The organism is Escherichia sp. WS568 (genome assembly GCF_046486085.1).
In the GTDB taxonomy this organism is placed as follows: Bacteria; Pseudomonadota; Gammaproteobacteria; order Enterobacterales; family Enterobacteriaceae; genus Escherichia; species Escherichia coli.
Map to the genome: position 1 here is coordinate 64,070 of NZ_JBJQMC010000017.1, position 14,866 is coordinate 78,935.

Annotated in this window: 16 protein-coding genes and 1 tRNA gene; 10 read left to right on the top strand and 7 right to left on the bottom strand. The window is 52.8% G+C overall.

What is annotated here, in order from left to right:
• Window positions 1-41 precede the first annotated feature (41 nt).
• On the top strand, window positions 42-2,096 hold the full coding sequence (gene helD / locus ACJHWR_RS17865; RefSeq protein ID WP_012311774.1) for a DNA helicase IV: 2,055 nt from the start codon (window positions 42-44) through the stop codon (window positions 2,094-2,096).
• Between the two features lie 31 nt (window positions 2,097-2,127).
• Here helD and mgsA read toward each other — a convergent pair whose 3' ends face one another.
• Both mgsA and ACJHWR_RS17875 read right to left on the bottom strand, forming a co-directional pair.
• Window positions 2,128-2,586, bottom strand: coding sequence for a methylglyoxal synthase (gene mgsA, locus ACJHWR_RS17870; RefSeq protein ID WP_000424181.1), 459 nt, complete (start codon window positions 2,584-2,586; stop codon window positions 2,128-2,130).
• Window positions 2,587-2,682: 96 nt separating this feature from the next.
• Window positions 2,683-3,345, bottom strand: coding sequence for a DUF2057 family protein (locus ACJHWR_RS17875; RefSeq protein WP_000847791.1), 663 nt, complete (start codon window positions 3,343-3,345; stop codon window positions 2,683-2,685).
• A gap of 172 nt (window positions 3,346-3,517) precedes the next feature.
• Between ACJHWR_RS17875 and ACJHWR_RS17880 the strand changes: the two genes are divergently transcribed.
• A complete protein-coding gene (locus tag ACJHWR_RS17880; protein ID WP_000665218.1) occupies window positions 3,518-3,931 on the top strand; it encodes a CoA-binding protein in 414 nt (137 codons plus the stop codon).
• A gap of 44 nt (window positions 3,932-3,975) precedes the next feature.
• Here the strand turns inward: ACJHWR_RS17880 and hspQ are convergent, their stop codons facing one another.
• Entirely contained in the window at window positions 3,976-4,293 is a 318-nt protein-coding gene (hspQ, locus tag ACJHWR_RS17885; protein WP_001295356.1) for a heat shock protein HspQ, read from the bottom strand.
• A gap of 57 nt (window positions 4,294-4,350) precedes the next feature.
• The gene (gene rlmI / locus ACJHWR_RS17890) at window positions 4,351-5,541 is read right to left on the bottom strand and encodes a 23S rRNA (cytosine(1962)-C(5))-methyltransferase RlmI (protein WP_000116270.1); all 1,191 of its coding nucleotides are present in this window, start codon (window positions 5,539-5,541) and stop codon (window positions 4,351-4,353) included.
• Between the two features lie 94 nt (window positions 5,542-5,635).
• Here rlmI and yccX point away from each other — a divergent pair, with 94 nt between their 5' ends.
• Window positions 5,636-5,914 (top strand): acylphosphatase, encoded by a 279-nt coding sequence (gene yccX / locus ACJHWR_RS17895; protein WP_000048235.1) that lies wholly within the window; start codon window positions 5,636-5,638, stop codon window positions 5,912-5,914.
• Here the strand turns inward: yccX and tusE are convergent.
• The 3 genes from tusE to ACJHWR_RS17910 all read right to left on the bottom strand — a co-directional run bounded on the left by tusE (window position 5,911) and on the right by ACJHWR_RS17910 (window position 7,285).
• Complete coding sequence (tusE, locus tag ACJHWR_RS17900; RefSeq protein WP_000904439.1) at window positions 5,911-6,240, bottom strand: sulfurtransferase TusE; 330 nt, start codon at window positions 6,238-6,240, stop codon at window positions 5,911-5,913. The genes yccX and tusE overlap by 4 nt on opposite strands.
• A gap of 91 nt (window positions 6,241-6,331) precedes the next feature.
• On the bottom strand, window positions 6,332-6,991 hold the full coding sequence (yccA, locus tag ACJHWR_RS17905) for an FtsH protease modulator YccA (RefSeq protein ID WP_000375136.1): 660 nt from the start codon (window positions 6,989-6,991) through the stop codon (window positions 6,332-6,334).
• Between the two features lie 206 nt (window positions 6,992-7,197).
• A tRNA-Ser gene (locus ACJHWR_RS17910) sits at window positions 7,198-7,285 on the bottom strand.
• Window positions 7,286-7,711: 426 nt separating this feature from the next.
• Between ACJHWR_RS17910 and hyaA the strand changes: the two genes are divergently transcribed.
• From hyaA to appC, 7 genes are all read left to right on the top strand, one after another.
• On the top strand, window positions 7,712-8,830 hold the full coding sequence (gene hyaA / locus ACJHWR_RS17915) for a hydrogenase 1 small subunit (protein ID WP_001058323.1): 1,119 nt from the start codon (window positions 7,712-7,714) through the stop codon (window positions 8,828-8,830).
• Window positions 8,827-10,620, top strand: coding sequence for a Ni/Fe-hydrogenase large subunit (gene hyaB, locus ACJHWR_RS17920; RefSeq protein WP_000107384.1), 1,794 nt, complete (start codon window positions 8,827-8,829; stop codon window positions 10,618-10,620). The genes hyaA and hyaB overlap by 4 nt, the downstream gene beginning before the upstream one ends.
• A gap of 18 nt (window positions 10,621-10,638) precedes the next feature.
• A complete protein-coding gene (gene hyaC, locus ACJHWR_RS17925; RefSeq protein WP_001186413.1) occupies window positions 10,639-11,346 on the top strand; it encodes a Ni/Fe-hydrogenase b-type cytochrome subunit in 708 nt (235 codons plus the stop codon).
• Window positions 11,343-11,930, top strand: coding sequence for a hydrogenase 1 maturation protease (gene hyaD, locus ACJHWR_RS17930; protein WP_000003654.1), 588 nt, complete (start codon window positions 11,343-11,345; stop codon window positions 11,928-11,930). Before hyaC ends, hyaD begins: the two co-directional genes overlap by 4 nt.
• Window positions 11,927-12,325 carry a hydrogenase-1 operon protein HyaE gene (gene hyaE, locus ACJHWR_RS17935; RefSeq protein ID WP_000063961.1) on the top strand — a complete coding sequence of 133 codons (399 nt, stop codon included), beginning with the start codon at window positions 11,927-11,929 and terminating at the stop codon, window positions 12,323-12,325. Before hyaD ends, hyaE begins: the two co-directional genes overlap by 4 nt.
• Complete coding sequence (locus ACJHWR_RS17940) at window positions 12,322-13,179, top strand: hydrogenase expression/formation protein (protein ID WP_000004894.1); 858 nt, start codon at window positions 12,322-12,324, stop codon at window positions 13,177-13,179. The genes hyaE and ACJHWR_RS17940 overlap by 4 nt, the downstream gene beginning before the upstream one ends.
• Before the next feature lie 133 nt (window positions 13,180-13,312).
• On the top strand, window positions 13,313-14,857 hold the full coding sequence (appC, locus tag ACJHWR_RS17945) for a cytochrome bd-II oxidase subunit 1 (protein ID WP_000263565.1): 1,545 nt from the start codon (window positions 13,313-13,315) through the stop codon (window positions 14,855-14,857).
• Window positions 14,858-14,866 lie beyond the last annotated feature (9 nt).

Here is a 14,866-nt window from a genome sequence, read left to right on the forward strand (position 1 = left end):
TTACACTGATAAGAAATCATTTCGTGTGGATCTACAGAGTCATGGAACTGAAAGCGACAACGCTTGGAAAACGTCTGGCACAGCACCCTTACGATCGGGCGGTGATCCTCAATGCCGGGATTAAAGTCTCCGGCGATCGCCACGAATACCTTATTCCTTTTAATCAATTACTGGCGATTCACTGTAAGCGCGGTCTGGTATGGGGCGAGCTGGAATTTGTACTGCCGGACGAAAAAGTGGTGCGTCTGCACGGCACCGAATGGGGCGAGACGCAGCGTTTTTACCATCATCTTGATACTCACTGGCGGCGGTGGAGTGGGGAGATGAGCGAAATTGCGTCTGGCGTTTTACGTCAGCAACTGGATTTGATTGCCACGCGCACCGGAGAAAATAAATGGCTGACGCGTGAGCAAACCTCTGGTGTGCAGCAACAAATCCGCCAGGCTTTGTCGGCGTTGCCGTTGCCGGTTAACCGACTGGAAGAATTCGATAACTGCCGTGAGGCGTGGCGTAAATGTCAGGCCTGGTTGAAGGACATTGAAGGCGCTCGGTTGCAGCATAATCAGGCGTATACCGAAGCCATGCTTACCGAGTATGCGGATTTTTTCCGCCAGGTCGAGTCTTCACCGCTGAATCCGGCGCAGGCCCGGGCAGTCGTTAATGGCGAGCATTCTTTGTTAGTGCTGGCTGGTGCAGGAAGCGGAAAAACGTCGGTGCTGGTGGCCCGTGCAGGCTGGTTGCTGGCACGTGGTGAAGCGTCCCCTGAGCAAATTTTATTGCTGGCGTTTGGTCGCAAAGCCGCTGAAGAGATGGACGAGCGTATTCGCGAACGGCTACATACCGAAGACATTACCGCACGCACATTTCATGCGCTGGCGCTGCATATTATTCAGCAGGGCAGCAAAAAAGTTCCGATAGTCAGCAAACTGGAAAATGATACCGCTGCCCGTCATGAACTTTTTATTGCTGAGTGGCGCAAGCAATGCAGCGAAAAGAAAGCGCAGGCGAAGGGCTGGCGGCAATGGCTGACGGAAGAAATGCAGTGGTCAGTGCCAGAAGGTAACTTCTGGGATGATGAAAAATTACAGCGTCGTCTTGCCTCACGCCTCGATCGTTGGGTAAGTCTGATGCGGATGCACGGTGGTGCACAGGCAGAAATGATTGCCAGTGCACCCGAAGAGATTCGCGATCTGTTCAGTAAACGTATCAAGTTGATGGCTCCGTTATTAAAAGCCTGGAAAGGTGCGCTGAAGGCAGAAAACGCTGTCGATTTTTCGGGCCTTATTCACCAGGCGATTGTGATTCTGGAGAAAGGTCGCTTTATCAGCCCGTGGAAGCATATTCTGGTTGATGAATTTCAGGATATCTCGCCGCAGCGCGCAGCGTTGTTAGCGGCATTACGCAAGCAAAACAGTCAGACGACGTTGTTCGCCGTTGGTGATGACTGGCAGGCGATTTATCGCTTCAGCGGTGCGCAAATGTCGCTCACCACCGCTTTCCATGAAAACTTTGGTGAAGGTGATCGCTGCGATTTAGACACGACTTACCGTTTTAACAGTCGTATCGGTGAGGTGGCAAACCGGTTTATTCAGCAGAACCCAGGCCAGCTGAAAAAGCCGCTAAACAGCTTAACCAATGGAGACAAAAAAGCCGTCACGTTATTGGATGAGAGTCAACTTGACGCTTTGCTGGATAAGCTCTCTGGTTATGCCAAACCGGAAGAGCGCATTCTGATCCTGGCGCGTTACCATCACATGAGGCCTGCCAGCCTGGAAAAAGCGGCAACACGCTGGCCGAAGTTGCAAATCGACTTTATGACCATTCATGCCAGCAAAGGGCAACAGGCGGATTACGTCATCATCGTTGGCTTGCAGGAGGGGAGTGATGGTTTTCCGGCTGCGGCGCGGGAGTCGATTATGGAAGAGGCGCTACTGCCACCGGTTGAGGATTTCCCGGACGCTGAAGAACGGCGGTTAATGTACGTGGCGCTGACCCGGGCACGCCATCGGGTATGGGCACTGTTTAACAAAGAGAATCCCTCTCCCTTTGTGGAAATACTGAAAAATCTGGATGTGCCGGTGGCGAGAAAACCGTAAGAAACAGGTGGCGTTTGCCACCTGTGCAATATTACTTCAGACGGTCCGCGAGATAACGCTGATAATCGGGGATCAGAATATCGACCGCGTCGTTGAAATGCGGCGACTGGATAATGAAGTCTGCCGTTGCCACGTTGGTGGCAACCGGAATGTTCCATACCGTCGCCAGACGCAGCAAGGCTTTCACGTCAGGATCGTGCGGAACGGCATTTAGTGGGTCCCAGAAGAAAATCAATACATCAATTTTCCCTTCTGAGATCAATGCGCCAACCTGCTGGTCACCCCCCATTGGGCCACTCAACATCGCGTTGACGTTCATGCCGGTTGCACGGGAAATCAAGTTACCGGTAGTGCCTGTTGCATACAGTACGTGTTGTTCCAGTAACGGTTGATGTCGTTCCACCCAGCTCATCAGCATTTGTTTGCAGTGATCGTGTGCCACCAGCGCAATATGTTTCCGCGCAGGTAAAGTGCGTGTCGTCAGTTCCATAATGTTACATCCGTAGTTAACTTTCCTACAGATTACTGTAAGCACTTATCGCTGCAAGATAAAGACCGAAAAAGCCTGCGCACAGGCACAAAAATCTCAGGAAGATGGTTGTTTTTCCGCCCATTGCAGGAAAGTATTTCGCGTTTGTGGGTCAGCCAGTTTAAACCAATACTTCAGCCGTTGTTCTGTGAGCACCTGAGACTGCGGTGGAATAGCATCCAGCTCGGAAACACCCGAAAGCAGCGTACTGTCATCTGCCATCATCGTGGCAAATTGCGGTAGTGAAGCGCGTTTCGCGGATTTGTTATAGCGTTCAACCTCGACCTCATAATCAATCGTTTTTGCCGTTGAGGTAATGGCGAGAATATCCAGCTTTACCGGAATCGGCGTCGCATCGCCATCCAACAATTCAAGGCGCGGCGCGGCATCAAAATGGTTAGCTTCCCGCTCATTCTCCAGACGAGGCAGGCGAAAATTGACCTGGTTGATGAGCTGGGTATTAAAACTGACCACCAGCGGTGGGGAGATATACAGCCGTTCTTCACTATTGGAAAGATGAATCGTCTTCTCAACGCGAAACACTAACTGATGCGGTCCGTTATCCAGTTCAATGCTGTCCGCACCGCGCAGCAGAGAGCTGGAAACCTTTTTACCGTCGAGTACCAGAAGATCGACATCGGTTGAAAGCCGCAGCGTGGTGGCAAAAACGGATACCGGCAAACATAATGCAATCAAGGTGGTCACGATGCCGGTTTTCATAGGTAGCTCCTGTCAAAAGACCGCCCGAATAATAATGTGTCAAAATTTTTCTTTAATCATACTTACTAACATATAGACATATTTCCCGCTTTTGCTCTCATTCATTCGTATTAGCTGCATGGTTGGCATGTCGGCTTTGTCGTACACTTTGTTAAACAGTCTGGAGGAAATAATGAAAGAAACCGATATTGCAGGCATTTTAACGTCCACTCACACCATTGCGCTGGTGGGGGCAAGCGACAAACCCGATCGTCCCAGCTATCGCGTGATGAAATATCTACTCGACCAGGGGTATCACGTCATTCCGGTTTCGCCAAAAGTTGCCGGCAAAACACTGCTGGGCCAGCAGGGGTATGGCACGCTGGCAGAAGTTCCTGAAAAAGTCGATATGGTCGATGTTTTCCGGAATTCAGAAGCGGCGTGGGGCGTAGCGCAGGAAGCTATTGCCATTGGCGCGAAAACCCTCTGGATGCAACTGGGGGTGATTAATGAGCAAGCGGCAGTACTGGCACGGGATGCCGGGTTAAATGTAGTGATGGATCGCTGCCCGGCTATTGAGATCCCTCGCCTGGGCCTGGCCAAATAAAAAATCCCCGGAAGGCAAAAACCTTCCGGGGATTTGTTCAGGGATTAGTTACGCAGACGCGGGGCCTGGAGTTGTTTGCGGATGGTCTGCGCCAGCTCATCCATGGATGGCTGTTCAGGATGTTCATCCTGCAATTCGCTACTTAGCTGGGCTTCAGCCAGGTAGGTATGAACCGGTAGGCCGTTATCGTCCTCCATCACCACGTGATACCACGGAGCGGCGCGAAGCTCGTCATTCACCGCCAGCTCATCAGGCGACGGTTCAGAGAGCGAATAAACCGGGTCGATATCCACGACCACTCCGAGATAACCTAACAGGGAATGGCGGACCTGCTGGCCGATACCGAATTTGCTGGCAATCATAGTCACCTCCCGGGAAATCTTTACCTTTGATATAAGGGTAAAATTCCACATTTCAAGTTACATGACGCGACAGGCAAACCCTTTCAGATATAGCCCTTCCGGATAGGTAGCGATCACCGGATGATCGGCTGCCTGACGGAACTGCTCTATAAATTGTACATCACGACCGGCATCAATTGCGGCATCTGCGATGATTTTCTGAAATAAATCGCTGGTCATCAGGCCAGAACAGGAGAAAGTCAGGAGAACTCCGCCTTCATTCAGCAACTGAATCGCCAGCATGTTGATGTCTTTATAGCCACGACACGCGCCCATCAACTGGCTTTTATTCTCAACAAACTTCGGCGGGTCCATCACGATAACGTCAAATTTTTCACCGCGATCGCGATAGGTACGCAGCAATTTAAAGACATCATCACGGACAAACTCAGCCTTGCTCAGATCCAGTTTGTTCAGCTCAACGTTCTGCCGTGCAATATCCAGGGCTTCCTGGGAGGTATCAACGCTGACAACCTGGCTGCAACCGCCCATCAGTGCCGATACGGCGAAACCACCGGTATAGGAGAAACAGTTCAGTACGCGTTTATTTTCAACGTAGCGGCGGGTAGCCAGGCGGCTATCACGCTGATCCAGGTAGTAGCCCGTTTTGTGTCCGTGCTGTATGTCCACCAGCAGCTTCATGCCGTGTTCTTCAATCGGCAGCAGGGCAGGCGGCAACTCGCCGGTGACGGGGCCCTGGGTCAGCTCCATCCCTTCTTTTTTACGTACCGCAACATCGCTGCGATCGTAAATCGCACATTCCGGGTACAGCGTTTGCAGGGCACTAATTAATGCCGCGCGCTGATACTCTGCGCCAGCACTCAGCAGTTGCAGCACCAGAAAATTACCGAAACGATCGATAGTAATACCCGGCAGGCCATCAGATTCTCCGGCGATTAAACGATAGCTGTTGAGGCCATCTTTTTGCGCCAGCCAGTCACGCCATTTTTGTGCTTGTTGTAAACGTCGGGTAAAAAAAGCAATGTCGATAGACTCAGACGGGTCAAACGTCCAGACGCGCGCCCGGATTTGCGAAGCTGGCGAATAAGCGCCGCGTGCTAACCATTTTCCCTGATGATCAACAATATCGATGGTTTCACCGAGGCTGGCTTTACCTTCCATGCGGGCAACGGCCCCGGAAAAGATCCACGGATGGCGACGAAGTAATGATTTTTCGCGCCCTTTGGCTAACACTAAACGTACACTCATAATTTACTTTTCTGTCGATGCAAAGAAATGGGCGTCATTGTCCGGAGTTTTCCATGGATTTGCAACGCGTCCATTAAGGATAAGGAGAGCAGCAATGTCGAAAGTCTGCATAATTGCCTGGGTTTACGGGCGAGTTCAGGGCGTAGGATTCCGCTACACCACGCAGTACGAAGCGAAAAAACTGGGACTAACCGGGTACGCCAAAAATCTTGACGATGGCAGCGTGGAAGTGGTTGCCTGCGGTGAAGAAGGGCAGGTAGAAAAATTAATGCAGTGGTTAAAAAGTGGCGGCCCGCGTTCTGCGCGTGTAGAACGGGTGCTCAGCGAGCCGCATCATCCCTCGGGGGAATTAACCGATTTTCGTATCCATTAAATACATTTTACCGGTTTTGGCAGGCCAGCAATTTTGGTGGCTTGCTTAGCCGGACCTTTCGGAAACAGTCGGTATAAATAGCGGCTGTTACCTTTTTCTTCGCCAAATTTATTCGCCATCGCTTTTACCAGCATACGAATCGCCGGAGAAGTATTGAATTCCAGATAGAAATCACGCACAAAACGCACCACTTCCCAGTGTTCTGGCGACAGCGCAATCCCTTCGTTCTCTGCAATCACCACCGCCAGTGGCTCACTCCACTGGCTGCTTTCTTTGAGATAGCCTTCGGTATCCGTTTCTATCTCTTTACCTTCGAAGATCAGCATAATTCTTTACTACCTTAATCAGACTGGCGGCAGTGTAACAAAAAACAAAGCCCCGCATAAAGCGAGGCTATGAAAGTGTTAGCGGGTGAGATTAATCGCGGCTGGCGAAGCCCAGAATGCTCAGCAGGCTGACGAAGATGTTGTACAGCGAAACATACAGGCTAACCGTGGCACGAATATAGTTCGTTTCACCGCCATGAATGATGTTGCTGGTTTCAAACAAAATAGCGCCAGAGGAGATCAGAATGAAGACCGCGCTGATCGCCAGATGCAGGGCAGGCAGCTGCAGGAAGATATTAGCAACCATACCAATCAGCACCACCACAATACCCGCCATCAGCATACCGCCAAGGAACGACATATCTTTGCGGGTGGTCAGCACATACGCAGAGCAGCAGAAGAACACTAACGCCGTTCCGCCCAGTGCCATAGCGATTACGTCACCCATTCCGGCAGACAGGTAGGTGTTCAGAATTGGTCCGAGGATATATCCCAGAAAACCGGTAAAGGCGAATGCGGAGATAATCCCGGTCGGCTTATTCGCCGTTTTATAGGTCAGGAACATCAAACCATACATACCCACCAGCGTCAGAATCAGACCCGGAGATGGCAGCATCAGCACCGTACTGGCAGTTGCGGTAATCGCCGAAAAGGCCAGCGTCAGGCTCAGCAGAAAATAGGTATTACGCAGCACCTTATGGGTGCTAAGCAGTGATGTACGGTCATGTGAAGAACTAACAATACGATCCATTGAGTCACTCTCTATGACAGATGTAATTAATTAAGCAGCATAATGATAATGCGTAAGGGCACCCAGAAGTTTTACCCATCTTTACGCATTTGATCTGGAACAGGTTTAACAGCGGATTATCAGGTCATTAAGCAAATATAACGCCCTGAGAATTTCGACAGGCAAAAGAAAAAGGGGTTAGCATTTAGCTAACCCCTTATCTTATTTGGCGGAAGCGCAGAGATTCGAACTCTGGAACCCTTTCGGGTCGCCGGTTTTCAAGACCGGTGCCTTCAACCGCTCGGCCACACTTCCGGAATGACGCGCACTATAAACATCCCGATGCGGCGTGTAAACCCCTAATTTGTTTGTTTGCCTGAAAAACAGCCAAAAGTGCATTGATAGCGTGAAATAACAGCAGATTGATCATTTCATCACCATGAATTCCTTCTCTTTTACTCGTTTGGCAACCGGCTAAACATCCCCACTGCCCGGCAAAAAGAAAAATAGGTCCATTTTTATCGCTAAAAGATAAATCCACACAGTTTGTATTGTTTCGTGCAAAAGTTTCACTACGCTTTATTAACAATACTTTCTGGCGACGTGCGCCAGTGCAGAAGGATGAGCTTTCGTTTTCAGCATCTCACGTGAAGCGATGGTTTGCCTTGCTACAGGGACGTCGCTTGCCGACCATAAGCGCCCGGTGTCCTGCCGGTGTCGCAAGGAGAAGAGACGTGCGATATGAATAACGAGGAAACATTTTACCAGGCCATGCGGCGTCAGGGCGTTACCCGGCGCAGCTTTCTCAAATATTGCAGTCTGGCTGCCACGTCGCTGGGATTAGGCGCGGGAATGGCACCAAAGATTGCCTGGGCGCTGGAGAACAAACCGCGCATTCCGGTGGTATGGATCCACGGTCTGGAATGCACCTGCTGTACCGAATCTTTTATCCGCTCCGCTCACCCGCTGGCAAAGGACGTCATCCTTTCCCTGATTTCCCTCGATTACGACGATACTTTGATGGCTGCCGCCGGAACCCAGGCGGAAGAAGTCTTTGAAGACATCATCACGCAATACAATGGCAAATATATCCTCGCAGTAGAAGGTAATCCGCCGCTGGGCGAGCAGGGGATGTTCTGTATCAGCAGCGGACGACCGTTTATTGAGAAACTCAAACGTGCCGCTGCCGGAGCCAGTGCGATTATCGCCTGGGGAACCTGCGCGTCCTGGGGCTGCGTGCAGGCCGCGCGACCCAATCCGACGCAGGCAACGCCTATCGACAAAGTCATCACCGACAAACCTATTATCAAAGTACCTGGCTGCCCGCCGATCCCGGATGTGATGAGCGCCATCATTACTTACATGGTGACCTTTGATCGCTTGCCAGATGTCGACAGAATGGGCCGTCCGTTGATGTTCTATGGTCAGCGAATCCACGATAAATGCTATCGCCGCGCCCACTTCGACGCCGGAGAGTTCGTCCAGAGTTGGGACGATGACGCTGCCCGCAAAGGTTACTGCCTGTACAAAATGGGCTGCAAAGGGCCTACCACCTATAACGCCTGTTCCTCCACACGCTGGAATGATGGCGTTTCTTTCCCAATCCAGTCTGGTCACGGCTGCCTGGGCTGTGCGGAAAATGGTTTCTGGGATCGCGGTTCGTTCTACAGCCGCGTGGTCGATATTCCGCAAATGGGTACTCATTCCACCGCCGATACCGTCGGCTTAACCGCGCTTGGCGTGGTGGCAGCGGCTGTTGGTGTGCACGCAGTCGCCAGCGCCGTTGACCAGCGCAGACGTCATAACCAGCAACCTACAGAAACCGAACATCAGCCAGGCAATGAGGATAAACAGGCATGAGCACTCAGTACGAAACTCAGGGATACACCATCAATAATGCCGGACGCCGCCTGGTGGTCGACCCGATTACGCGCATTGAAGGCCACATGCGCTGCGAAGTGAATATTAACGATCAGAATGTGATCACCAATGCCGTCTCCTGCGGCACCATGTTTCGCGGGCTGGAGATCATCCTGCAAGGGCGTGACCCGCGCGATGCGTGGGCGTTCGTTGAACGTATCTGCGGCGTCTGTACTGGCGTACACGCCCTGGCTTCGGTTTACGCCATCGAAGATGCCATCGGTATTAAAGTGCCGGACAACGCCAATATCATCCGCAACATTATGCTGGCAACGCTCTGGTGCCACGATCATCTGGTGCACTTCTATCAGCTTGCCGGGATGGATTGGATCGATGTGTTAGATGCGCTGAAAGCCGACCCGCGGAAAACCTCCGAACTGGCGCAAAGCCTCTCCTCATGGCCGAAATCATCCCCTGGCTATTTCTTCGACGTACAAAACCGCCTGAAGAAATTCGTTGAAGGCGGGCAGTTGGGGATCTTCCGCAATGGCTACTGGGGGCACCCGCAGTACAAACTGCCGCCAGAAGCCAACCTGATGGGCTTTGCCCACTATCTCGAAGCTCTCGATTTCCAGCGTGAAATTGTCAAAATCCACGCGGTCTTTGGCGGTAAAAACCCACATCCAAACTGGATTGTCGGCGGGATGCCTTGTGCCATTAACATTGACGAAAGCGGCGCGGTCGGGGCGGTCAATATGGAACGCCTGAACCTGGTGCAGTCAATCATTACCCGTACGGCGGATTTCATTAACAACGTGATGATCCCCGACGCCTTAGCCATCGGTCAGTTCAACAAGCCGTGGAGCGAAATCGGCACTGGCCTTTCGGATAAATGCGTTCTCAGTTACGGCGCGTTCCCGGATATCGCCAACGACTTTGGCGAGAAAAGTCTGCTGATGCCTGGCGGCGCGGTGATTAACGGCGACTTCAACAATGTGCTGCCAGTGGATTTGGTTGATCCGCAGCAGGTGCAGGAGTTTGTCGATCACGCCTGGTATCGTTATCCCAACGATCAGGTCGGGCGTCATCCGTTCGATGGTATTACCGACCCGTGGTACAACCCCGGCGATGTCAAAGGCAGCGATACCAACATTCAGCAGCTGAATGAACAGGAACGCTACTCGTGGATCAAAGCGCCACGCTGGCGCGGTAACGCGATGGAAGTGGGGCCGCTGGCACGCACGTTAATCGCTTATCACAAAGGCGATGCGGCGACCGTTGAGTCGGTCGATCGCATGATGTCGGCGTTGAACCTACCGCTTTCCGGCATCCAGTCAACGTTAGGCCGCATTTTGTGTCGCGCGCACGAAGCGCAGTGGGCCGCAGGCAAGTTGCAATATTTCTTCGACAAGCTGATGACCAATCTCAAAAACGGCAATCTCGCCACCGCCTCCACTGAGAAGTGGGAACCAGCAACCTGGCCGACAGAGTGCCGTGGTGTCGGCTTTACCGAAGCGCCGCGCGGAGCGTTAGGCCACTGGGCCGCCATTCGCGATGGCAAGATTGATCTCTACCAGTGCGTGGTGCCGACCACCTGGAACGCCAGCCCGCGCGATCCTAAAGGGCAAATTGGCGCTTATGAAGCGGCGCTGATGAACACCAAAATGGCGATCCCCGAGCAACCGCTGGAGATCCTGCGTACTCTGCACAGCTTTGATCCGTGCCTCGCCTGTTCAACACACGTGCTGGGCGACGACGGTAGCGAGCTGATCTCCGTGCAGGTGCGTTAACAGCGAAGGAGAATCATCATGCAACAGAAAAGCGACAACGTTGTCAGCCACTATGTCTTTGAAGCGCCAGTGCGTATCTGGCACTGGCTGACGGTGTTATGCATGGCGGTGTTGATGGTCACCGGTTACTTCATCGGCAAACCGCTGCCTTCGGTCAGCGGTGAGGCGACGTATCTGTTTTACATGGGCTATATCAGGTTGATTCACTTCAGCGCCGGGATGATTTTTACCGTGGTCTTGCTGATGCGGATCTACTGGGCTTTTGTCGGCAATCGCTACTCACGCGAGCTTTTCATCGTGCCAGTATGGCGTAAAAGCTGGTGGCAGGGCGTGTGGTATGAAATCCGCTGGTATCTGTTTCTGGCAAAACGTCCAAGTGCCGATATAGGCCATAACCCCATCGCCCAGGCGGCGATGTTCGGCTATTTCCTGATGTCAGTTTTTATGATCATCACCGGCTTTGCGCTGTACAGCGAACACAGCCAGTACGCTATTTTTGCGCCGTTCCGTTATGTGGTGGAATTTTTCTACTGGACGGGTGGCAACTCAATGGACATTCACAGCTGGCATCGGCTGGGGATGTGGCTGATTGGCGCGTTTGTGATCGGTCATGTCTACATGGCGCTGCGTGAAGACATCATGTCCGACGACACGGTGATCTCCACTATGGTCAACGGCTACCGTAGCCACAAATTTGGCAAAATAAGTAACAAGGAGCGTTCATGAGCGAGCAACGCGTGGTGGTAATGGGGCTGGGCAACCTGCTGTGGGCCGATGAAGGTTTCGGCGTGCGGGTGGCGGAACGGTTGTATGCCCATTACCACTGGCCCGAGTATGTGGAGATTGTCGATGGCGGTATTCAGGGACTGAACTTGCTGGGGTATGTCGAAAGCGCCAGCCATCTGTTGATTCTCGATGCCATTGACTACGGGCTGGAACCTGGAACGCTGCGAACCTATGCCGGAGAACGTATTCCGGCTTATCTCAGCGCGAAGAAAATGAGCCTGCACCAGAACAGTTTCTCCGAAGTGCTGGCGCTGGCAGATATCCGCGGACATCTGCCAGCACATATTGCCCTCGTCGGTCTGCAACCCGCAATGCTCGACGACTACGGCGGCAGCCTGAGCGAACTGGCACGGGAGCAACTGCCCGCAGCGGAACAGGCGGCGCTGGCGCAGTTGGCTGCGTGGGGAATTGTGCCGCAACCGGCTAATGAATCGCGCTGTCTCAATTATGACTGTCTGTCGATGGAAAATTACGAAGGCGTTCGCTTGCGCCAGTACAGGATGACGCTGGAGGAGCAGGAATGAGCAACGACACGCCATTTGATGCGTTGTGGCAACGTATGCTGGCGCGCGGCTGGACGCCGATCAGTGAATCCCGTCTTGACGACTGGCTTACGCAAGCGCCAGACGGCGTGGTGTTATTAAGTAGTGACCCGAAACGCACGCCAGAAGTCAGCGATAACCCGGTCATGATTGGCGAATTACTGCGCGAGTTTCCCGACTATACATGGCAGGTAGCGATTGCTGATCTTGAGCAGAGCGAAGCCATCGGCGATCGCTTTGGCGTCTTTCGCTTTCCCGCCACATTAGTGTTTACCGGCGGAAACTATCGCGGCGTGCTGAATGGTATTCACCCGTGGGCGGAACTGATAAACCTGATGCGTGGGCTTGTCGAACCACAACAGGAGCGTGCCTCATGAGCGAAACTTTTTTCCATCTGCTGGGGCCAGGAACGCAACCGAACGATGACAGTTTCAGCATGAATCCACTGCCGATCACCTGTCAGGTGAATGATGAACCGAGTATGGCGGCCCTGGAGCAATGTGCTCACAGCCCGCAGGTGATTGCGCTGTTAAACGAGTTACAACATCAACTAAGCGAACGCCAGCCGCCGTTGGGCGAGGTGCTGGCAGTCGATCTGTTAAATCTCAACGCCGACGATCGTCACTTTATCAATACGCTTCTCGGGGAAGGGGAAGTGTCAGTGCGCATACAGCAGGCTGACGACAGTGAAAGTGAAATACAGGAGGCGATCTTCTGCGGATTATGGCGGGTGCGCAGACGTCGCGGCGACAAGTTGCTGGAGGACAAACTGGAGGCTGGCTGCGCGCCGCTGGCATTGTGGCAGGCGGCAACGCAAAACGTCTTGCCGACAGATTCGCTGTTACCGCCGCCCATTGATGGCCTGATGAATGGCCTACCGTTGGCGCATGAGTTACTGGCGCATGTACGTAACCCCGACGCGCAGCCGCACAGCATTAATCTGACGCAATTACCCATCAGCGAGGCTGATCGGCTTTTTCTCTCACGTCTCTGTGGGCCGGGAAATATTCAGATTCGTACCATTGGCTATGGCGAGAGCTATATCAACGCCACGGGGTTACGCCATGTCTGGCATTTACGCTGTACGGACACCTTAAAAGGCCCGTTACTGGAAAGTTATGAAATCTGCCCAATACCGGAAGTGGTGCTGGCAGCGCCAGAAGATTTGGTCGACTCTGCGCAGCGGCTTAGCGAGGTATGTCAGTGGCTGGCGGAAGGTGCACCGACATAAAAAGACGGTAAGTATCGCTTTCAGTCTTATGAATATCGCAATCGGCGAATACCTCTGGTCGTAGAGTTTCAGGATAAAGAGGGAGATCTACCATTATCGGGTTATTTTTCTCTCTTCGCCTACAGGAGTGCGCATGTGGGATGTCATTGATTTATCGCGCTGGCAGTTTGCACTGACCGCGCTGTATCACTTTTTATTTGTACCCCTTACCCTGGGGCTGATTTTTTTGCTGGCTATCATGGAAACCATTTACGTGGTCACCGGCAAAACAATCTACCGCGATATGACGCGCTTCTGGGGTAAGCTCTTCGGTATCAACTTTGCTCTTGGCGTGGCTACCGGCCTGACCATGGAGTTTCAGTTTGGTACTAACTGGTCATTCTATTCCAACTATGTGGGCGATATTTTTGGCGCACCGCTGGCAATGGAAGCATTAATGGCCTTCTTCCTCGAATCCACCTTTGTCGGGCTGTTCTTCTTCGGCTGGCAGCGGCTGAATAAATACCAGCACCTGCTGGTGACGTGGCTGGTGGCGTTCGGTTCAAATCTCTCTGCATTGTGGATATTGAATGCCAACGGTTGGATGCAATACCCGACCGGTGCGCATTTTGATATCGACACCCTGCGTATGGAGATGACCAGTTTCAGCGAGTTGGTCTTTAACCCGGTCAGCCAGGTGAAATTTGTGCACACCGTAATGGCGGGATACGTGACCGGGGCCATGTTTATTATGGCGATCAGCGCCTGGTATTTACTGCGCGGACGGGAGCGCGATGTCGCATTACGCTCGTTTGCCATCGGTTCCGTCTTCGGTACTCTGGCGATTATCGGTACGCTGCAACTCGGAGACAGTTCTGCGTATGAAGTCGCGCAAGTACAACCGGTAAAACTGGCGGCGATGGAAGGGGAGTGGCAAACAGAACCTGCACCTGCACCGTTCCATGTGGTTGCCTGGCCGGAACAGGATCAAGAGCGTAACGCCTTTGCCATCAAAATTCCCGCGCTGCTAGGGATCCTCGCCACTCACTCATTAGATAAACCCGTGCCGGGTCTGAAGAATTTGATGGCTGAAACCTACCCACGCTTGCAACGCGGACGTATGGCCTGGCTGTTAATGCAGGAAATATCGCAAGGCAATCGTGAGCCGCATGTGTTGCAGGCATTCCGGGAGCTGGAAGGCGACCTGGGTTACGGCATGTTGCTCTCCCGCTATGCGCCGGATATGAATCATGTCACAGCCACACAGTACCAGGCGGCGATGCGTGGCGCGATACCTCAGGTTGCGCCGGTATTCTGGAGTTTCCGCATCATGGTAGGCTGTGGTTCCCTGCTGTTACTGGTGATGCTGATTGCGCTTGTCCAGACGCTGCGTGGCAAAATCGACCAGCATCGCTGGGTGCTGAAAATGGCGCTCTGGAGTTTGCCGCTTCCGTGGATTGCGATTGAAGCCGGATGGTTTATGACCGAGTTTGGTCGTCAGCCGTGGGCGATACAGGACATCTTACCGACATACTCCGCGCACTCCGCCTTAACCACAGGACAACTGGCTTTCTCACTGATCATGATCGTAGGGCTTTACACCCTGTTCTTAATCGCCGAAGTCTACCTGATGCAGAAATATGCCCGTCTGGGGCCGAGCGCGATGCAGAGTGAACAACCGACGCAGCAACAGGGGTAAAGGAGAAAA